Origin of the sequence: Mesorhizobium helmanticense (assembly GCF_003034915.1) — a bacterium.
GTDB lineage: Bacteria > Pseudomonadota > Alphaproteobacteria > Rhizobiales > Rhizobiaceae > Mesorhizobium > Mesorhizobium helmanticense.
This window is the reverse complement of sequence record NZ_PZJX01000029.1, coordinates 167110-187708: the sequence shown is the minus strand read 5'-3', so window position 1 is coordinate 187708 and position 20599 is coordinate 167110. Positions and strand designations below refer to the sequence as shown.

18 protein-coding genes and 1 tRNA gene are annotated in these 20599 nt (G+C 61.0%); 16 read left to right on the top strand and 3 right to left on the bottom strand.

What is annotated here, in order from left to right; genetic code table 11:
• Positions 1 to 9 precede the first annotated feature (9 nt).
• The 9 genes from nuoN (at position 10) to C9427_RS17275 (ending at position 10580) form a co-directional block, all read left to right on the top strand.
• A complete protein-coding gene (nuoN, locus tag C9427_RS17315) occupies positions 10 to 1446 on the top strand; it encodes an NADH-quinone oxidoreductase subunit NuoN (protein ID WP_107650345.1) in 1437 nt (478 codons plus the stop codon).
• 5 nt (positions 1447 to 1451) lie between these two features.
• Positions 1452 to 2273, top strand: coding sequence for a biotin--[acetyl-CoA-carboxylase] ligase (locus tag C9427_RS17310; RefSeq protein WP_107650344.1), 822 nt, complete (start codon positions 1452 to 1454; stop codon positions 2271 to 2273).
• 35 nt (positions 2274 to 2308) lie between these two features.
• On the top strand, positions 2309 to 3979 hold the full coding sequence (locus tag C9427_RS17305; protein WP_107650343.1) for a ribonuclease J: 1671 nt from the start codon (positions 2309 to 2311) through the stop codon (positions 3977 to 3979).
• A gap of 89 nt (positions 3980 to 4068) precedes the next feature.
• Positions 4069 to 4473, top strand: coding sequence for a methylmalonyl-CoA epimerase (gene mce, locus C9427_RS17300; RefSeq protein ID WP_107650342.1), 405 nt, complete (start codon positions 4069 to 4071; stop codon positions 4471 to 4473).
• Positions 4470 to 4754, top strand: coding sequence for a DUF1467 family protein (locus C9427_RS17295; protein WP_107650341.1), 285 nt, complete (start codon positions 4470 to 4472; stop codon positions 4752 to 4754). Before mce ends, C9427_RS17295 begins: the two co-directional genes overlap by 4 nt.
• Positions 4755 to 5522: 768 nt before the next feature.
• On the top strand, positions 5523 to 6851 hold the full coding sequence (proS, locus tag C9427_RS17290; protein WP_107650340.1) for a proline--tRNA ligase: 1329 nt from the start codon (positions 5523 to 5525) through the stop codon (positions 6849 to 6851).
• Entirely contained in the window at positions 6848 to 8134 is a 1287-nt protein-coding gene (locus tag C9427_RS17285) for a lipoprotein-releasing ABC transporter permease subunit (protein WP_107650339.1), read from the top strand. Before proS ends, C9427_RS17285 begins: the two co-directional genes overlap by 4 nt.
• Entirely contained in the window at positions 8134 to 8817 is a 684-nt protein-coding gene (locus tag C9427_RS17280; RefSeq protein ID WP_107650419.1) for an ABC transporter ATP-binding protein, read from the top strand. Before C9427_RS17285 ends, C9427_RS17280 begins: the two co-directional genes overlap by 1 nt.
• A gap of 497 nt (positions 8818 to 9314) precedes the next feature.
• Complete coding sequence (locus C9427_RS17275; protein WP_107650338.1) at positions 9315 to 10580, top strand: zinc metalloprotease; 1266 nt, start codon at positions 9315 to 9317, stop codon at positions 10578 to 10580.
• Between the two features lie 31 nt (positions 10581 to 10611).
• Here the strand turns inward: C9427_RS17275 and lipB are convergent, their stop codons facing one another.
• Complete coding sequence (gene lipB, locus C9427_RS17270) at positions 10612 to 11355, bottom strand: lipoyl(octanoyl) transferase LipB (protein WP_107650418.1); 744 nt, start codon at positions 11353 to 11355, stop codon at positions 10612 to 10614.
• Between the two features lie 178 nt (positions 11356 to 11533).
• On the opposite strand from lipB, the gene C9427_RS17265 reads away from it, so the two are divergent.
• From C9427_RS17265 to C9427_RS17245, 5 genes are all read left to right on the top strand, one after another.
• Positions 11534 to 11618: transfer RNA gene (locus tag C9427_RS17265), tRNA-Leu, on the top strand.
• A gap of 473 nt (positions 11619 to 12091) precedes the next feature.
• Positions 12092 to 13075, top strand: coding sequence for a phosphatase PAP2 family protein (locus tag C9427_RS17260; protein WP_107650337.1), 984 nt, complete (start codon positions 12092 to 12094; stop codon positions 13073 to 13075).
• A 247-nt stretch (positions 13076 to 13322) separates the two neighbouring features.
• On the top strand, positions 13323 to 14735 hold the full coding sequence (gene mgtE, locus C9427_RS17255) for a magnesium transporter (RefSeq protein WP_107650336.1): 1413 nt from the start codon (positions 13323 to 13325) through the stop codon (positions 14733 to 14735).
• 177 nt (positions 14736 to 14912) lie between these two features.
• On the top strand, positions 14913 to 15299 hold the full coding sequence (locus C9427_RS17250) for a MerR family transcriptional regulator (RefSeq protein WP_107650335.1): 387 nt from the start codon (positions 14913 to 14915) through the stop codon (positions 15297 to 15299).
• Positions 15296 to 15862, top strand: a complete 567-nt coding sequence (locus C9427_RS17245; protein WP_146172554.1) for an HXXEE domain-containing protein — start codon at positions 15296 to 15298, stop codon at positions 15860 to 15862. Before C9427_RS17250 ends, C9427_RS17245 begins: the two co-directional genes overlap by 4 nt.
• An 11-nt stretch (positions 15863 to 15873) precedes the next feature.
• Here C9427_RS17245 and C9427_RS17240 read toward each other — a convergent pair whose 3' ends face one another.
• A complete protein-coding gene (locus tag C9427_RS17240) occupies positions 15874 to 16365 on the bottom strand; it encodes a methyltransferase family protein (protein ID WP_107650333.1) in 492 nt (163 codons plus the stop codon).
• Positions 16362 to 17366, bottom strand: coding sequence for a heparan-alpha-glucosaminide N-acetyltransferase (locus C9427_RS17235; protein ID WP_107650332.1), 1005 nt, complete (start codon positions 17364 to 17366; stop codon positions 16362 to 16364). The genes C9427_RS17240 and C9427_RS17235 overlap by 4 nt, the downstream gene beginning before the upstream one ends.
• Positions 17367 to 17685: 319 nt before the next feature.
• Here C9427_RS17235 and C9427_RS17230 point away from each other — a divergent pair, with 319 nt between their 5' ends.
• Positions 17686 to 18885 (top strand): MFS transporter, encoded by a 1200-nt coding sequence (locus tag C9427_RS17230; protein ID WP_107650331.1) that lies wholly within the window; start codon positions 17686 to 17688, stop codon positions 18883 to 18885.
• A 315-nt stretch (positions 18886 to 19200) separates the two neighbouring features.
• On the top strand, positions 19201 to 20553 hold the full coding sequence (locus C9427_RS17225) for an SIR2 family protein (protein WP_167434385.1): 1353 nt from the start codon (positions 19201 to 19203) through the stop codon (positions 20551 to 20553).
• Positions 20554 to 20599 lie beyond the last annotated feature (46 nt).

Genomic DNA, 20599 nt, shown 5'->3' with positions numbered 1-20599 from the left:
TTGCGAACCATGACTCCGGACCTTCTCTCCAGCCTGTCGCTTTCGACGCCTGAGCTGATCCTCGCCATCGGCGCCCTGGCGCTGTTGATGGTGGGCGCCTATTCGCGCACAAACAACACCTCCTTGGTGACCGGTCTTGCCGTTGCCGTCCTGGTGATATCAGGCCTCTGGCTGGTCTTTTCCACGGGGCACGGCAGTGCTTACAGCGAAGCCTTCGTCCAGGATCCCTTCTCCCGCTTCATGAAGGTGCTGGCGCTGATCGGTTCGGCGGTGACGCTGGTCATGTCGATGCGCTTCGCCAAGGCGGAGCATTTCGACAAGTTCGAGTATCCGGTGCTGATCCTGCTGTGCACGCTCGGCATGATGCTGATGATCTCGGCCAATGGCATGATCGGGCTCTATCTTGGCCTCGAACTGCAATCGCTGGCGATCTACGTGCTGGCGGCAATCAACCGCGACAATCTGCGCTCGACCGAGGCCGGCCTGAAGTATTTTGTTCTTGGCGCGCTGTCGTCGGGCATGCTGCTCTACGGCATCAGCCTCGTCTACGGCTACACCGGCAATACCGGCTTCCAGGAGATCGCCACCGCGCTGGGCAGTGGCGAGCGCCAGCTTGGCCTGGTCTTCGGCCTGGTCTTCGTGCTGGCCGGCCTCGCCTTCAAGATATCGGCGGTGCCGTTCCACATGTGGACGCCTGACGTCTATGAAGGCGCACCGACGCCGGTGACGGCTTTCCTCGCAGCGGCGCCGAAAATGGCGGCGATGGCGCTGATCGTGCGCGTCACCATGGGCGCTTTCAAGCCGATCGCTTCCGACTGGCAGCAGATCATCGTCTTCATCTCGATCGCCTCGATGGCGCTCGGCGCCTTCGCGGCCATCGGCCAGACCAACATCAAGCGGCTGATGGCCTATTCCTCGATCGGCCATATGGGCTACGCGCTGGTCGGCCTTGCCGCCAACAGCCAGGCCGGCGTGCGCGGCGTCGCCATCTACATGTTGATCTATCTGGTGATGACGCTCGGCACCTTCGCTTTCATCCTCGCCATGCGACGCAAGGAAGGCAATGTCGAACAGATCAGCGATCTCGCCGGCCTATCCTCGACCAATCCGGTCATGGCGACGATCCTGACCATTCTGATGTTCTCGCTGGCCGGCATCCCGCCGCTCGCCGGTTTCTGGGGGAAGTGGTACGTGTTCCTCGCCGCCATCAACGCTGGCCTTTACGCGCTGGCGATCATCGGCGTGCTGGCCTCGGTGGTGGGCGCCTATTACTATCTGCGCATCATCAAGATCATGTGGTTCGATGAGCCGGTCGGCGGTTTTGTGCCGATGGCGACCGAACTCAGAGTCGTGCTCGGCGTCAGTGGCGCCTTCGTGCTGTTCTACGTGCTGATCGGCGGACCGATCGGCACCTATGCCGAAGCTGCCGCAAAGACCTTCTTTTAGACGGGATGGCATTTCGGCTGGCTCCAACCGCGGCGTCTGAAGGCTTCCGGCTCGAGGCGCATGACACGGTCGGTTCCACCAATGCGCTGGCGCTGGACCATGCGCGGGCGGGCGACCGCGGTAAGCTCTGGGTCGTTTCAAAGAAGCAGGAAAGCGGACGTGGCCGGCGCGGCCGGGTCTGGGCGACGCCCGAGGGCAATCTTGCGGCGACACTGCTCGTCGTCACCAATGCCGAGCTTCGGCTTGCCGCGACGCTCGGCTTTGTCGCCGGACTGGCGCTCGCCGACGCGCTCGACGCTGTCGTGCCGAAGGGCAGGATCTCGATCGGCCTCGACGGCGCCAGCCAAGGCAAGAACCGTTTCGAGCTGAAATGGCCGAACGACGTGCTGGCCTCCGGCGCCAAGCTTGCCGGCATCCTGCTGGAATCGGCTGTTCTGGGTGGCGACCGTTTCGCGGTGGCGGTCGGCATCGGCGTCAATGTGGTGGCATATCCCGAGGATTTACCTTATCCGGCGACATCGCTTTACGCGCTGGGCGCTACCTGCGATGCCGAGACGTTGTTTCTGGCGCTGTCGGACGCCTGGAGCGAGAATGCGCGGTTGTGGAACGACGGGCGCGGTCTGTCGGCCGTCAGGCAGCGCTGGCTGGCGCGCGCGGCGGGGCTTGGCGGGCAGGTTGCTGTCAGAATTGACGGTAATGTGGTGCGCGGCACCTTCGAGACCATTGACGAGGACTGCCGTTTCGTGATCCGCGACGATGAGGGTTCGGTTCTGACGATCGCCGCCGGCGACGTGCATTTCGGCGCGGTTGCGTCAGCCCGGGTTTGATCGGCGGGCTTTGACCGGCCAGGAAAGGAAATATCATGGCGAATGCGGAAAACGCCGAACTCGTCTTCGTGCCGCTCGGCGGCGTCGGCGAGATCGGCATGAACTTCGCCCTCTATGGCTACGGGCCGGCCAATGCGCGTGAATGGATCGTCGTCGATGTCGGGGTTACATTTCCCGACGCGGCGCATCCGGGCGTCGACCTGATCCTGCCCGATACGCGCTTCATCGAGGAGAACCTCGCCAATCTGCGCGGCATCGTCATCACCCACGCGCATGAGGATCACTACGGCGCGCTGCTCGATATCTGGCCGAAGCTCAAAGCGCCGGTCTGGATGACGCCGTTCAGCGCCGGGTTGCTGGAGGCCAAGCGGCAAGGCGAACAGGGCGCGCCGAAGATCCCGTTGACGATCTATCGGGCCGGCGAAAAGTTCACCATCGGCCCGTTCGAGATCGAGGCCATTCCGGTGGCGCACTCCATTCCGGAACCGATGTCCTTGGCGATCACCTCGCCGGCCGGCACCGTCATCCACACCGGCGACTGGAAGATCGACCCGGAGCCGACGATCGGACCGAAGACCGACGAGGCGCGCTTCCGCGCCTATGGCGAAAAGGGCGTGCTGGCGCTGATCTGCGATTCCACCAATGCGATGCGGGAAGGCGAGTCGCCGTCGGAAGTCGCGGTGGGCGAGGGCCTCAAGGGCGTCATCCAGAACGCCAAGGGCCGTGTCGCCGTCACCACTTTCTCCTCCAATGTCGGGCGCATCGTTTCCATTGCCAAGGCGGCACGGGACGCCGGCCGGCAGTGCCTGGTGCTCGGCCGTTCGCTGAAGCGTGTCATCGATGTGGCGGGCGAACTCGGCTATATGGACGGGCTGCCCGAATTCATCGCCGAGGAGGATTACGGTTTCATCCCGCGCGAAAACCTGGTCATCATCTGCACCGGAAGCCAGGGCGAGCCGCTTGCGGCCCTGGCGAAACTGTCGCGCGAAGAGATGAAATCGGTGTCGCTGACGGCAGGCGATACGGTGGTGTTTTCCTCGCGCACCATTCCCGGCAACGAAAAGGCGATCCTCGAGATCAAGAACCGCCTGATCGATCTCGGCATCAGGATCATCGAGGACGGCGACGCGCTGGTGCATGTCTCCGGCCATCCGCGTCGCAACGAATTGCGCAAGATGTACGAGTGGGTGCGCCCGCAGATCGGCGTTCCCGTGCATGGCGAGGCGGCGCATCTGGTGGCGCAGGGCTCGCTGATGTCGATATCCGGCATCGGCCAGGTGGCGCAGGTGCGCGACGGCGATATGCTCAGGCTATATCCAGGCGCGGCCACGATCATCGACCAGGTGCCGTTCGGCCGCGTCTACAAGGATGGTCGGCTGATTGGCACCGACCAGGCAATGGGCATTCGCGACCGGCGCAAGCTGTCCTTCGCCGGCCATGTCGCGGTCAATGTCGTGCTCGACGACAAATACGAGCTCGCCGGCGATCCCGATCTGGTCGCCATCGGCGTCGCCGAGGCCGATGCCCGCGGCGAGACCCTGGAAGACTTGATGCTCGATGCGGCAATCGGCGCCGTGGACTCCATCCCCCGTCAGCGCCGAAAAGACCTGGACCTCGTGCAGGAAGCGGTGCGTCGTGCCGTACGCGGCGCCGCCAACGAAGCCTGGGGCAAGAAGCCGCTGGTGACAGTGTTCGTCACACGGTAAGGGAATAGGGGAGTAGGGCAGTATGGCAGTGGGGGGAGAAAGTCGTTTTTCCCTACTGCTATTGCCTTACTGCCCTAAGGACGCAGTCAATGCTCGGTCGCCTGAACCATGTCGCGCTTGCCGTGCCGGATTTGGCCACGGCGACGGCGGCCTATCGCGATACGCTCGGCGCCCGGGTGACCGCGCCGCAGGCGCTGCCCGAGCACGGCGTGACCGTGGTGTTCGTCGATGTCGGCAACACCAAGATCGAACTGCTCGAGCCGCTCGGCGCGGGGTCACCGATCGCGGCTTTCCTTGAGAAGAATCCCTCCGGCGGCATGCATCATGTCTGCTACGAGGTCGACGATATCCTGGCCGCGCGGGACCAGCTCAAGGCAGCCGGCGCGCGTGTTTTGGGAGACGGCAACCCGAGAACCGGTGCGCATGGCAAGCCGGTGCTGTTTCTGCATCCCAAGGATTTCTTCGGCACGCTGGTCGAACTGGAGCAAGCATGAACTGGGTTTCGTTCATCGCGCTGTTCTTCGCCACTTGGTGGGTGGTGCTGTTCGCCGTCCTGCCGTTCAGTATGCGGACGCAGGATGAAGACGAGGACGTGACGCTGGGCACGGTTCCGAGTGCGCCGCGCGGACCGCATATGCTGCGCGCCGCGCTGCGCACGACTATCGCCACTCTGGTCCTCATCGGCATCTTCTACGGCATCACCAGAGGGCTGGGACTCGGCATCGACGACATCCCGCACATCGTGCCGGATTTCAACCAGACGCCTAAGCACTAGCGTAGCGGCAAGGCTCTTTCCGTCGTCCTGAACGCAAGCGCGCTAATACATGTCGCCCAAAAGTGCGCAGCCGTTTTGGGGCAACGACATGCACAAAGAAACAGCTAAAGCGCGTCGACTGAATCCGTTTCAACGCGACGCGCTTTAGATGCCAAAAAACAAAGCCGGCTCCGGATTTGTAATGCTGCTGCGAGGGTGCGTCGCGCCTCAAGGATTCATCTTACGCGCGTAAATTTCTTGTTTTATGCGCGTTAGCCGGGTGCCTCGGGTCAAGCCCATGGGACGCGCTTTGAGCGCCATGCGTGGGATAAAGCAGTTTGGCAATACGCTGTGCTAAGCAGATGATTGCACAAAAAAAATGCAAGGCCGAGGCCTTGCAATTTAAACGCGTCCGATCTGTTTCCGGTATCCGGCGGCAGCGAGTAACCGCGCCTAGATCGCATCCTCCCAAGACTTTGACCGCGTAGGAGAGCAGATTATTCTCCGCCCTCTCGGTTATCAGGGCACACTAGCCTAAGGCAGGTGAAATTGTCACGCAGAATTTTGCCTCGAAACAGGCAATCTCGTGCTGCACTGCACAATAGTGTGGCAGGCGTTGCTTGCGAAACGACCAGCAAGGCTTTGAGTGGCATTGCCGCACCCGTCGCAGCGCCATTTCGACGCCATGGGCCGGGTTTCCATTCCGTCATGAAATAGCTATGAAGCCGGGGCAAGCAAGCCACCGCCGCGCCGATTCCGATGCGGCAATCCTCTCTCACGGATCAGTCCATGCGTTTGTCGCGCTATTTCCTGCCCATTCTCAAAGAAAATCCGCGCGAGGCCGAGATCGTCTCACATCGGCTGATGCTGCGCGCCGGCATGATCCACCAGCAGGGGCAGGGCAGCTTTTCCTGGCTGCCGCTCGGCAAGCGCGTGCTGGACAAGGTTTGCCGGATCATTCGCGAGGAGCAGGACCGCGCCGGCGCACTCGAAATCCTGATGCCGACCATCCAATCGGCCGAGCTGTGGCGCGAAAGCGGCCGCTACGAGGACTATGGCAAGGAGATGCTGCGCATCAAGGACCGGCAGGACCGCGACATGCTCTACGGTCCGACCAATGAGGAAATGGTCACCGAGATCTTCCGCTCCCATGTCAGGTCCTACAAGGATCTGCCGATCAACCTCTATCACATCCAGTGGAAATTCCGCGACGAGGTGCGGCCGCGATTCGGCGTCATGCGCTCGCGCGAGTTCCTGATGAAGGACGCCTACTCCTTCGATCTCGACTATGAGGGCGCCAAGGCCGCCTATAACAGAATGTTCGTGTCCTATCTCAGGACCTTCACACGCATGGGCCTGCAGGCCATTCCGATGCGCGCCGACACCGGGCCGATCGGCGGCGACCTCAGCCACGAATTCATCATCCTGGCCGACACCGGCGAGAGCCAGGTTTTCTGCCATCGCGACTATCTTTCGCTCGCTGTGCCTGACGAAAACACCGATTTCTCCAACGATGGAGAGATCGGCGGTATCGTCAAGACATGGACGACGCCCTACGCCGCCACCGACGAAATGCATGACGAGGCGGCCTGGGAGAAGGTCTCGACAAGCGACCGCGTCTCGGCACGCGGCATCGAGGTCGGGCATATCTTCCATTTCGGCGACAAATATTCCAAGCCGATGGGCGCCAAGGTGACCGGACCCGACGGCAAGGACCATTTCGTCTCCGGGGGCTCCTACGGCATCGGGCCCTCGCGGCTGGTCGCGGCCATCATCGAAGCCAGCCATGACGACAACGGCATCATCTGGCCGGAAGCGGTGGCGCCGTTCGATGTCGGCCTGATCAACATGAAGGTTGGCGACGCCGAATGCGACCGCGTCAGCGGCGAGCTTTATGCGGCGCTGACCGCCGCCGGCAAGGACGTGCTCTACGACGACACCGACCAGCGGCCGGGCGGAAAGTTCGCCACCGCCGACCTGATCGGCCTGCCGTGGCAGGTGATAGTCGGGCCGCGCGGCGTTGCCGCCGGCGACGTCGAGGTCAAGAACCGCAAGACTGGCGAGCGCGAGACGCTGCCGATCGCGGATGTGAAAAAGCGTTTCGGTATCGCCGCATGAGCGAGGCGGCAGCAGCAAAACCCCTGGCCGCCGGGCCGTTTTCCGTCTTCGAGCGCATGGTGGCGTGGCGCTATCTGCGCTCGCGCCGCAAGGAGACGGTGATCTCGGTCATCGCCTCGATCTCCTTTCTCGGCATCATGCTGGGCGTCGCCACGCTGATCGTCGTCATGGCGGTGATGAACGGGTTCCGCGCCGAACTCTTGACCCGCATTCTCGGCGTCAACGGACATCTGATCGTGCAGCCGCTCGACATGCCGCTGGAGGATTATGCGCAGGTCGCCAGCCGCATCAACGGCGTGTCCGGCGTCAAATACGCCATTCCGCTGATCGACGGACAGGTGCTGGCGCAAGGCAATATCGGCGGCGGCACCGGGGCGCTGGTGCGCGGCATACGCGGCGAGGATCTGGGCAAGATCTCGATCGTCGCCAACAACATCAAGCAGGGCTCGATCGCGGGCTTCGACACCAGCGAGGGCGTCGCCATCGGCAGCCGCATGGCCGAGAATCTCGGCCTTGCGCTCGGCGACACGATCACGCTGATCTCGCCCGACGGCGACGTCACGCCGCTCGGCACGACGCCGCGGATGAAGGGCTATCCGATCACCGCGATCTTCGAAGTCGGCATGTCGGAGTATGACAGCTCCATCGTCTATATGCCGTTTTCGGAAGCGCAGCTCTATTTCAACCTGGACGGCCGCGCCCAGACGATCGAGGTCTATGTCGACAATCCCGACAATGTCGATGCGCTGAAACCGAAGGTCGAGGAGGCCGCCCAGCGCCCGGTCAACCTCGTCGACTGGCGGGAGCGCAACAAGACTTTCTTCGACGCGCTGCAGGTGGAACGCAACGTCATGTTCATGATCCTGACCCTGATCGTGCTGGTGGCGGCGCTCAACATCATTTCGGGCCTGATCATGCTGGTGAAGGACAAGGGCCACGACATCGCCATCCTGCGCACCATGGGCGCCACGCGTGGCGCCATCCTGCGCATCTTCCTGATGACGGGTGCGGCGATCGGCGTGGTCGGCACCATCGCCGGCGTGCTGCTGGGCGTCGTCATCTGCCTCAACGTCGAGCGCATCCGCCAGTTCTTCTCCTGGCTGGCCAATGAGCGGCTGTTCAACCCCGAGCTCTATTTCCTCAGCCAGTTGCCGGCCCGCATGGACGCCAGCGAGACGATCTCGGTGGTGCTGATGGCGCTGGCGCTGTCGTTCCTGGCGACGCTGTTTCCGGCATGGCGCGCGGCCAGGCTCGATCCGGTCGAAGCGCTGAGGTACGAATGATGGCCGAGGCCACCATTATCGAGCTGAAGGGCGTCGAGCGGCACTATGTCCAGGGGCCGCGCAAGCTGACAATTCTCAATGGCGCCGATTTTTCGCTTAGGCGCGGCGAGATCGTGGCGCTGGTGGCGCCTTCTGGCACCGGCAAATCGACCCTGCTGCACACCGCCGGCTTGCTGGAACGGCCGGACGCCGGCGACGTGATCCTGGCCGGGCGCGCCTGCGGGCGGCTTTCCGATGACGAGCGCACGGCGATCCGCCGCAACGATGTCGGCTTCGTCTATCAGTTCCATCATCTGCTGCCGGAATTCTCGGCGCTGGAAAACATCATGATGCCGCAACTCATCAAAGGGCTGGCGCCCAAGGAGGCGGCCGAGCGGGCGGCGCAACTGCTCGACTACATGCAGATCGGCAAGCGGGCGCAGCATCGCCCGTCGGAACTCTCCGGCGGCGAGCAGCAGCGCGTCGCCATTGCGCGCGCCGTCGCCAACGCGCCACTGGTGCTGCTTGCCGACGAGCCGACCGGCAATCTCGACCCGGTCACCGCTTCCTACGTGTTCGAAGCGCTGCAGGCGCTGGTCAAGCAATCGGGCCTGGCGGCGCTGATCGCCACTCACAATCACGAGTTGGCCTCGCGCATGGACCGCCGTGTGACGCTGGCCGACGGCAAGGTGGTCCCACTTTAGTAGGGCACGGCGATACTCAGTGTGAGGCCGGCCTGCGAAAGGCGGCTTCCTGCGCTTCCGGTGCTCACGTACCCAAAAGTACGCTCCGCTCCGGTTCTCGGAATCCACCATTCTCGACTCGGCCTGACCTGAGTCTCGACGTGCCCTGGCCGGCGCTTGATAACCGGCATTCGCCGCATCAACCTTTCCTTAACCCTGCTGAATTGATCGGCCGGAATTTCGCGGTGTGTCCCGACCTGGTCGTTGACATTCGAACAAAAATAGAACAAAATATGAACATATCAACAACAGGAGAGAGTTATGGCCGATCTTGTTCAGGATGTCGTTTCGCTGGTGTGCATGAGCACGTTTCTCATTTCCATGGCGATCTGGATCGGAGCCATGTGAGAAGGCGGCACTCCGCGCTCCCTCTTTCGGCGGCCGTGAGCCGTCGCGACGTTAAGCCTTTCTTGCCGCCCGGACGATAGGGTTCCCTGAAGACAGGGGAGTAGCGTCACGTGTCGCCCATCGTCACAGCCATTCTCGTGGCCTGCAATCTCGGATTAATCTTTCTGCTGCTGACCGCGCCGCTTGGTTTGCGCACAGTCAGGTTCAGCCGGCTGGTGGCGGCGGACCGGCGGCGGCTATGGCAGGCGCTTTGGCCGCTTGGAAGCGATGCCGGCTGGTCGGGCGAAATCCTTTCCGCCGAGGCGCTGGACGATCAGGGCGCGGCCCGGATCGTTCTGTCTTGGGAAGGACGCGACGGCCAGCCGATCGAGCGCAAGGTTCTGCTTGAGGATGTTTTTGAAGAGAGCCGCTTTTCCATGCGTGTCGTCGACGACACGTCGCTCGACGCCTCCTTCTGGGCGGACTATCGCACCACCACGGAGCTCATGCCCGAAGGCAAGTTCACGCGGGTGATCCTCAGCCAGACCGATCGCTATCGCGGCATCGCCTTTCCTATCTTTCGCTATTTCGCCATGCGCCGTGAGCTCGGCAAGCTGGATGCATGGGCCAGGACCGGACGCTATCGCAAAGGCGGCTGGTTCGAGCATCCCCTCAGCCAGATCGGTTTCGCCGTGCTCTCGGCATTCATCCTGTGGCCGTTCTTCGGGTTGAACCTTGGCGGCCTGGCGCTGGCCGCGATCCTGACATCGGTGGTGGCCCTGCACGAACTCGGGCACATGGCGGCGTTCCGGCTGATGGGCCATCGCAAGGTGCGGATGATCTTCATCCCGCTGCTTGGCGGCATTGCCATAGGCGGGCGGCCGTATGACAGCCGTTTCGAGGTGGCTTTCGTGGCGCTGATGGGCGCCGGCTTCTCGGCTTTCCTGGTGCCGCTGCTGATCGCTGCCAGCGCGTTTGCCAGCGGGGAGGGACACCGGCTCGCCGCAGCGTTGCTGGCGACGCTCGCCGGCTGCGCCGCACTATTCAATATCGCCAATCTGGTGCCGGTGTGGAAGTTCGATGGCGGCCAGGTGCTGCGTCAGATCTGCCCCGGTCCGATCGCTCTGGCGCTGGCTTCATTTGTCCTGCTTTCCGCCTTCCTGGCGCTCGGCTGGCGGGCCGGCTTTTCACATGGCTTCCTGTTCGTGGCGGGGGCGGTCTTCGCCATCCTCAGCCTGCTGACGATGGGCAGCGCGGTGAAGCCGCGCCATGAGCTGAAGCCGATTCGAACATTCGATCGCTTTGCCATGGCCGGCGCGCTGCTGGCGGTATTTGCCATCCATGGCTATGGGGTCCTCTGGGCATCCGACCGGCTCCTCGGTTGGGGCCTGACGTGAATCTCAGAAAGAACCAATCCAGCAAGTATATTCAGCCGGCCTTGCGGGCCGCCTCGACCGGCAAAGGCGCTGCCGGGCCGAAGACATCTTCGAAGGCCGATTTCAGCGCCAGGTCGAGATCGGCCATTGTTACGGGAAGGCCGAGATCGACAAGGCTGGTCACGCCGTGATCCGCAACGCCGCAGGGAACGATGCCGCTGAAATGGCCGAGATCCGGCTCGACATTGATGGCGATGCCGTGAAAGCTCACCCAGCGGCGCAACCTGATGCCGATGGCGGCGATCTTGTCCTCGGCGGGCGATCCGTCTGACAAAGCGGGGCGATCCGGCCGCACCACCCAGACGCCGACGCGGTCCTCGCGGCGTTCGCCACGCACATTGAAGGCAGCGAGCGTGCCGATGATCCATTGTTCGAGCGCCGCGACGAAGGCGCGGACATCCTCGCGCCGGCGCTTGAGGTCGAGCATGACATAGGCGACGCGCTGGCCCGGCCCGTGATAGGTGTATTCGCCGCCACGCCCGGCCGCGAAGACCGGGAAACGATCCGGCTCGATCAGATCCTCGACATGGGCGCTGGTGCCGGCCGTGTAGAGCGGCGGATGCTCGACCAGCCAGACCATCTCGCCGGCCGCACCACTTCTAATCGCTTCGGCGCGAGCCTCCATGAAGGCGAGTGCGTCGGGATAGGCGGTGAGGCCGGGTTCGATCCGCCATTCGACCGGCGCCGAGCCGGGCAAAGGCAGGAATGACGTGGCGATCTGGCTGCGTTCAGTCATGGCGCATCTCTTGTTGTTCCTCATATGGCGGCAATCGAGCAAAACGTCCAGTTCCGGGCGCATTTCAACCTTTGGCGGGTTATGCCAATTCCCGGGCGATTATGCGCGACGCGCCCTTGTTTCACCGGAAACGATTTGCTACACGCCGCGAGCCGGTTCGTTCCGGCTCCTACCACGTGCGGTCGTGGCGGAATTGGTAGACGCGCAGCGTTGAGGTCGCTGTGGGGCAACCCGTGGAAGTTCGAGTCTTCTCGACCGCACCACCCTTCGCTCTTCGAGCTTCGGGTGGCAGGCCACCTGAAGGTCGTTGGACGAAGGAGTGTCCTCCGAAGCCTTGGCGCAGGAGGACCGTTGTGTTCATGCGGCCTTCTTTGTTCGCGCCGGCGTTTCGGCCATTCTCGCGCGATGACGCTCGTCAGACGCGAGTGCCGTGTGAGCTGTCTTATGACGGCTGGACGCCTGGCCCGTTCGGCAGATCGACGGTAACGACGAGCCCACTTGACCGGTTGTCCTGCAATTCGATCTTGCCGCCGTGACCCTGGATGATGTGCCCTCCTTGAAGAAGGGGTTGGCCGGGCGGAGCGAAAGGCCGAGCACCCATGCCGCCGAAGGCACGCCTCTATTGCGCGTTGGGCCGCGAGCGAAGCTGCATGCGAGCGCTGAAGTAACCCCACGGTAAGCTTGCCTCGCTATCACATACGGAAATCCTGCGCGGCGGCTTCCGAGGTAATTTGGCGTGTCCCTGATTTCCGATGTGACGAAATATAGTCCATCCACAAAATGGTCACTGCGCCTTTCATTTTTGGTGGCGGTATATGTAATATGCGCCTATGAATTAAGTTCGAAATATTTCATCAATCTAAGCTTGATTTATGCCGACAAATTCGCGTTCGGTATTCCGATTTTGTTTGTCATCGGGGTCTGCTCCGCCGCACTCATCCATGGCAGAGGAGAGCCAATTCTTTATGCCGTAGACTTTGTTCGAATGCGCTGGCGTCGCTGCTTGCTGGTGCTTCTCTTCTTCTTCGCCATCCTGACCGCGTTCAATACCTACAAGATCGCCATTCCGTCCGTTGTTCCCTACTATGCGGACAACTGGTTGGCCGATCTGGACGAATGGTTGCACGGGATGGCGCCTTGGGAACTGGCGCACAGGTTCGACAGCAACGCGTGGTCGATCGTGGTCTTGAACAGCTATGAGGTCATTTGGTTTTTCCAATGGTTCGGCATCATGCTTTTCGTGTCTCTCTGGTCGGACAGGATTGCCTCCGTGCGATACCTTTGGGCGGCAACGCTGACACTATGCGTCGTCGGCACCATCATGGCCTTGGCGCTGGCATCGGTCGGGCCGGTTTTCTACTACCAGTTTGTTGGCGTGGATCGTTTCCACGGACTCAAGACCGCCATCGACAGTCTCGACTACGGCCATATGGTGCGCGAGCCGTCTGCATATCTTCTGACGCTTTACCAGACCGGCCGGTCCGACCTTGGCGGCGGCATCTCCGCAATGCCGAGCGTGCACGTTGCCTTTGCCACATTGAACGCCTTTCTGCTTTGGTCCTTGAACCGCTGGCTGGGCATCCTCGGTTGGGCATTCGCGGCCATGATCCTTTACGGGTCGGTCTATACCGGATGGCATTATGCTGTTGACGGCTACGCCTCTATTATTGTGGTGTCGATGATCTGGTGGGTGACCGGACGCCTCGTGCGCGAACAGTAAAGGAACCGCCCACGCAGTTTCAGTCCCGATTTCGATACGCCGGATTTTTTTCCATTATGGTCGACCTCCCATTATGGTCGACCGGCGCGGCCAGATCGGTTGCGCCGGTTCGATTGTTGATTGTCGCTGCACCGACAGGACATTTTTCGCCCATTGGAGGAGAGGCGCATTTCGTTTGATATTCCCGTGTGTTGCGCGTTAGACCTGACTGGCACCTTTTCCGGAAATCCGATGGCGGGAGGCGCTGGTGGAAGGCCAGGACGAACAAGACACCAGAGCCGCTGAGGACGGCCACGCCGATATCTATGGCGAGGACGGCGTCATTCTGTCGTCGTTCCTTGCCCAGATCGGTGCGGCGATCGCCGATCGCGACACGCTGACGCTGAAGCGCGAAGTCGACGACCTGCACCAGTCGGAACTCGGCCACTTGCTCGAGACGCTCCACCCCGAACAGCGCCGCGCGCTGGTCGAACTCTTGGGCGCCGACTTCGACTTCTCGGCGCTGACCGAGGTCGACGAAGCGATCCGCATGGAGATCGTCGACAATCTGCCCAATGCGCAGATCGCTCAGGCGGTGCAGGAACTCGATTCCGACGACGCCGTCTACATTCTCGAGGATCTCGAAAAGGAAGATCAGGACGAGATTCTGTCGCAACTGCCGTTCACCGAGCGGATCAGGCTGCGCCGCTCTCTCGATTATCCCGAAGAAACCGCCGGCCGCCGCATGCAGACGGAGTTCGTCGCGGTGCCGCCGTTCTGGACGATCGGCCAGACCATCGACTACATGCGCGAGGACCAAAATCTTCCCGATCGCTTCAGCCAGATCTTCGTCATCGATCCGACCTTCAAGCTGCTTGGCGCCATCGATCTCGACCAGATCCTGCGCACCAAGCGCTCGGTCAAGGTCGACGAGGTCATGCATGAGACGCGGCATGCCATTCCGGCGACCATGGACCAGGAAGAGGCCGCGCGGGAATTCGAACAATACGATCTTCTCTCCGCCGCCGTCGTCGACGAGAACGAGCGCCTGGTCGGCGTGCTGACCATCGACGATGTGGTCGACGTCATCCAGCAGGAAGCCGAGGAGGATCTGTTGCGCATGGGCGGCGTCGGCGACGAAGAACTCTCCGACAGCATCTTGTCGACCTCGCGTTCGCGTGTTCCGTGGCTGCTGGTCAATCTTCTGACGGCCTTTCTGGCGGCGTCGGTGATCGGCCTGTTCGATCGCACGATCGAGCATATCGTGGCGCTGGCGGTGCTGATGCCGATCGTGGCCGGCATGGGCGGCAATGCCGGTTCGCAGACCATGACCGTCACGGTGCGGGCGCTGGCGACCAGGGATCTCGACATCTACAATGCCGGCCGCATCATCCGTCGCGAGATGGGCGTGGGCTTCATCAACGGCATCCTCTTCGCCATCCTGATCGGCATCGTCGCGGCTGCCTGGTTCCGAGATCCCAATCTGGGTGGCATCATCGCGGCGGCAATGGTCATCAACATGTTCGTTGCGGCATTGGCCGGCATCCTGATTCCGCTGCTGCTCGACCGCTTCAAGGTCGATCCGGCGGTGGCTTCCGCCGTCTTCGTGACCACGGTCACCGACGTTGTCGGTTTCTTTGCCTTTCTCGGCCTCGCCACATGGTGGTTCGGAGTGCCTTGATGCAGGACGCCTTGCGCCGCAGCAGTGGTACATACCACCTTAATTGACTTTTACGTAAATGCCATGCGAGGGTCGGCGAATGGGGCCGCCCGCCGATTCCGGCAGGCCGGGTACAGGGGCTGGAGGGCGAACTCGCATCATAGGCATGCGCGCCGTATCCGGGTATTTGGAGCGACGATGCGGGAATATTATTCGATCACTGAACTGACCCGCGAATTCGACGTGTCGACGCGGACCTTGCGCTTCTATGAGGATGAAGGGCTGGTGCAGCCGATAAGGCGTGGCCGCACCCGGTTGTTTCGCCCGTCCGACCGGCATCTCATCCGCCAGATCATGCGCGGCAAAAGGCTCGGCTTCTCGATCAACGAGATCCGCGAAATCATCCAGATGTACAAGGAGCCGCCCGGCGAGGTCGGCCAGCTCAAGCTGATGATCAAGCGCATCGAGGAAAAGCGCGAGGATCTCAGGCAGAAGCGCCGCGACCTCGAAGAGACGCTGGCCGAACTGGACCAGGCCGAGGAATCCTGCGTCGAGCGGCTGGTGGAGCTCGGCGTCAACACTTGAACGATCCCGATGTCTTTCCGCCAGGCACTCTAACGGCGATCAGTCAAATCATGTTTATCATTCTCGCCTGGCTGTTCGCCGCCGTGGTCGCTATCCACAATCTGGAGGAAGCCATTTTTCTGCCTGCCTGGTCCGAGCAAGCAGGGCGGTGGCATCGTCCCGTTGGAGCCAATGAATTCCGGTTCGCGGTGTTCGTACTCACTGTTCTTGCCGGCATTGCCGCGCTGATCGCAACCGTGCAGGGACGGGAGAGTTTCGGTGCCTACGTCCTGACCGGTTATGCGTTGGCGATGCTGCTCAATGTCGCTTTTCCGCATCTCCTCGCCACATTGGCAATGGGCCGCTATATGCCAGGCACCGCGACCGCTCTCGCCCTGAATCTGCCGGCCACCGCCGCTCTGCTGCATCAGGCGTTTCGCGAGGGCTATGTCTCGTCATCGCGTTTCGCCCTGGCGGGACCGGCCGTCGTCCTGGTTATCGTGCTATTGATCCCGGTGCTGCTTTATGTCGGACGGAAGCTACTGCCGGACATAGGACGCGCTTCGGGCAAGGCTTCGGGCTGATTTCGCCGCTATCAAATCCAGCGCCGCACCCTTTTCGCGTAGTCCCGGTATTTCTTGCCGAATTTCGCCGTCAACACCTTTTCCTCGCCTTCGATCACCACCTTCTGCGTTACGAAGGCCGCGATGATCGCCAGGAGCAGGAACCATGCGATCCCCGAGATAAAGGCGACGCCGATCAACAGCAGCGTGTTGGCCAGATAGATCGGGTTGCGGCTGATGGCGAAGGGGCCTGACGTGATCAGATGCTCCGGCACGCCATTGGGGTTGAGCGTCGTCTTCGCCCGGATCATGGCGCGGATCGCGGTGAACCAGAGTGCGACGACGCCGAGCAACGCCACAAGGCCGGCGGCGAACAGGATGTCGCCGAGAAGGCCGCCGATCCATGGCAGCGGGTAGAACAGGCCGAGCGCGACGCTGATGGCGATCGCCGCGAGATAGATCAGCGGCGGCCATGGTATGTGCCCAGGCTTCGGCAGCCCTGCTTTCGGCTGATTGGCGGTCATTGTTGGCCTCCCTCCATCAATCTGCTCTCGGTCTTGGCGGTGCAGGCGCCGGCGAGTTCGCCGATATGCGCCTTCCATTCAGGAGTCTGATCGTTGTTGTAGAGCCGATCAAGCGTGGCCTCGCCCTCGAGCGTGTCGAGCATGCACACACAATAGTTCGAGCAGAACTCCGTGTCGCGCTGTTGCTCGCACGACAGCTGGCAGGATTTCAGGAAGGTGACTTCCTTGGTTTCGACCTGTGCCGGCATGATTTGCGAAAACAGCCAGACCGAGCCGATCAGCAGCGGCTGGTGGATCAGGTAGAAGGCGAGGCTGTGCCGGCCGATGAACACCAGTGGATTTGACCAGCGGCCGGGGGCGAGGTGCGCCAGCCGTGTCAGCACGCCGGAGGCGGAGCCGAGTTTCGCCGCCGCGATGCCCAGCAGCACGGCGCCGAACCATGGAAACAGCGGCACATAGTCGTTGGAGCGCGGATTGGACGCCGACAGGCCGACCCACCACAGGGCCGGATGGTCGAAGATTTCGGACCTGAGATAGAAGGGTGCGGCGATGACGAGGCCTGCGACCACAACCGTCAGCAGCGCCGGCAGCTGCAGGAACGCCAGGCCGAGCAGGCTGGCCAGCGCGATCTCGTGCAATATGCCGAAGAAGACGAAGCCGTCCGGCGTGGCGATCCTTGTGACGACCGATATGGCCAATGCCGCCACGACAACCATGGCGAAGCGTTTCCAGAAACCACTCCAGCGGATCTGTTTGCCATGGGCGAGATAGAGGCTGACGCCGACCAGGAACAGGAAGGTCGACGCGATGCAGCGCGCGTAGAACTTCCACCAGCCAAAGGCGGTCAGGCCGGGGTCGGTATAGCCGAAGAATTCGAGGTCCCAGGTGAAATGGTAGCTCGCCATGGCAAGCAGGGCGATGCCGCGCGCGATGTCGATGGCGATGATGCGCTTCGGCTTCGGCGAATCCTGAACGGTGGCGGTCGACGTGGGAATGCTCATGGTCTCGCAATTCTGATTCAGCCCCGCAAGACGACTATCACGGTTGGGCCGGACAACAGAAGGCGGACCAATGCATGTCCTCGGTGCTCGTTCGTGCCAGCGCCGCGTCAAGGCCAGCATTAGAGCGACGTGCGTCCACTTCGTGCTTTCCGAAAATCGATTCGAATTTTCGGGCCGCTGCGTTAGGCCAGCGCCGGAAAGCCTTTGACCAGCTTCGCTTTTGCCGTGAACGCGTCGGTTTCCTGTTACCGGGCCAGGAGTTACCACGGCAGATTTGGGCCCGCGTTCTGCTTTGGGCGATTCTGCTTCGGGGACAGCAATGGCCACCCATGTTCGCCATCCGATCGGGCTTCCGGCCTTGCGACCGGCGGATGCACGCACCTTCGCCTCGCTCTATGCCGTTGAATCCTTTGCGCGCGCCACCGTGTCGAGCGTCATCCCGATCCAGGCCTACGAAATCCTCCGCAACGAACAGATCGTCTCGATCCTCTACACCGTCGTGGCGCTGCTCGGCCTGTCGGTGACGCTGTTCATGCCGATGCTGATCCGGCGCTTTGCCCGGCGCTGGGTCTACACCGCAGGCGCCTGCCTGCTTGCGGTCGGCTCGCTGTTCTTCGTCACGCACACGCTTGCCGGGCAATTGGCGGGCATGCTTTGCCGCGTCATGGGCGCCAGCGCGCTATCGATCACGCTCAGCCTCTACATCATGGACCATATCCGCAAGACCGATTTCATGCAGGCCGAATCGCTGCGCATGGCATGGTCGATGCTCGCCTGGACCAGCGGGCCGACACTCGGCATCTTCCTCTACACGCGTTTCGGCATCTATGCCGCGCATGGCGCGGTCGCCATCTTTGCCATGGCCCTGCTGGCGCTGTTCTGGACCTACCGGCTCGGCGACAACCAGTCGATCCGTCCGGGCAAGACGCGGCCGGCCAATCCGCTGGCCAATATCGGCCGTTTCGTCGCCCAGCCACGTCTCAGGCTGGCCTGGTTGATCGCCTTCGGCCGCTCCTGCTTCTGGACGACGTTCTTCGTCTACGGGCCGCTGTTCATGGTGATCACCGGTGAGGGGGAACTCGCCGGCGGCCTGCTGGTCTCGGCGGGCAATGCGCTGCTGTTCACGGCCATCTTCTGGGGCAGGGTGGGACAGCGTTTTGGTGGCCGGCGAACCATGACATCGGCCTATTTCGCCATGTCGGCCATGCTGCTGGCGGCGGGCGCCGTCGGCGAATCCGTGCCGTTTCTTACCGGCGCCTTGCTGCTGTGCGGCGCATTCTTCGCCATCGCTCTCGACGCACTGGGCTCGACCGCCTTCATGCGCTCGGTACGCTTCTACGAGAGGGCACAGATGGCGGCGGTCTATCGCACCTATCTCGACTTTTCCGAGCTCACACCGCCACTGGTCTATTCGGTTGTGCTGGCGTTTTTCGGGCTGGGCTCGGTGTTCGCCACGCTCGGACTGCTGGCGGCGGTTTGCGGCTTCGTTACCTGGCGCTATCTGCCGAAGTCGCTTTGATGTTCGAGGTTTCGGTGAAAACGCTAACTACTAGCCCAACGGACTGTGAGGTGAACGAAACACCAGGCGCGCTACCACTTTGGTCAAGTCCAGCTAGCATTTACGCTGCGAGAGCCCTGCGTCTGTGTTTTTGTCGTCCGGCTGTTCAGTTTGTCCCAGTTGGGCCTTTTGAGTATTCGTAATATCGGCGATGATCATGTAGACCGAAGATCAACTGATGCTTTGGGCCGTGGCGGTCCTCGCTACATCTTGCCTAAGAGGCAAGGCCAGAAGATGCGATATCCATTTCATCATCTATCACTTCGAGGAGGGGGCATGCCGCAATCACCGTATGAGCGCTACCAGGAGCGTACATCTCTACTGATTCAGGAAACGCTGGAGGATTTAGAATGCCAGCCGATTTTCTTCGTTGGGACTGGAATGTCGAAGCGATATTTCAATGCTCCGACGTGGATGGAACTGCTGAAGGGTGTGGCAAATTACATCGGTATGTCTGATCCGGACTTTCAATATTTGCGTCAAAAAACGAACCAAAGCCCGATAGAGATAGGAACCATCCTCGAGGAAAAGGTGTTCGAATGGGCTTGGTCAACGGGTAAGAATAGCTTCCCAGCGGAGTATTTTGAAGACGACTCCGACCGGTCTCTATTCCTGAAACATATCGTGGCCCAGCAGATCGCTGGCACTAGTCCAACCGTCGCCGAAATTGAAGGGCTGGAATTGGCTGAGGAGATAAATCTCCTCCAGAAAACCAACCCTCATGCAATCATTACGACGAACTATGACAATTTTCTTGAGAGCGTATTTGGAGATTATGAAGCGGTTGTCGGGGAGAAGGTTATTCGCCGAGACATGAATCTCATTGGTGAGATATTCAAGATTCATGGATCGATGGAAGACCCCTCGTCGCTTGTCGTTACGGGTGATGATTATAAAAATTACCGAACAAAGAAGAAGTATATATCTGCAAAACTTTTGACGTACCTAGCGGAGCATCCTGTATTTATTTTTGGATATGGACTTGGAGATCCAAACGTTACCGAAATCATACAAGATATAGGCGAGATACTGGGCGGACCCGACAAGCTCATCGAGAACATTTTCTATGTCGAGTGGCGGTCAGATGCGGCAACACTGACGGACTTCCGGGAAGAGTATGTCATCGGTTCAGAAGATTCGCAGCTGCGAGTTCGGGCAATCGTGACCGATCGATTTGATTGGCTTTTTACAAGGCTATCCGAACAAAGCCCACTGAAATGGGTAAATCCCAAGTTGCTTCGTGCGATTTCCGCTCGATTTTTCAAGTTACTTCGAACTGACATTCCCAAGGGTGGTCTCGAAATAGACTACGATCAGTTGCAGTCAGTTGCCGATTCAGATGACGAGCTTCCGAAATTGTTGGGCATCGCAAAATCTGAAAGTCCAAATGCGAGCCACCCGTTTACGCTTACAGCAGTTGGAAAACAGCTCGGGTACAACAGATGGCATACTCCTCGGAAATTAATTGAAAAGGCTCGTGACGAAAAGGGGGTTGATATCTGCAAGAGCGACAATCAGTATCACTATGCCGTGCCGTCAGGAGACGGGTGCTTTCGTCGTTACTCTAAAGAAGCTGTGGAGCTTCTAAAGAAAATCAGGGATAATGAAGCTTACAACATAACTTTGTGAATTGTATTTTTTTATATAATTGATAGTCGCTATCTCCGGCTTCGTA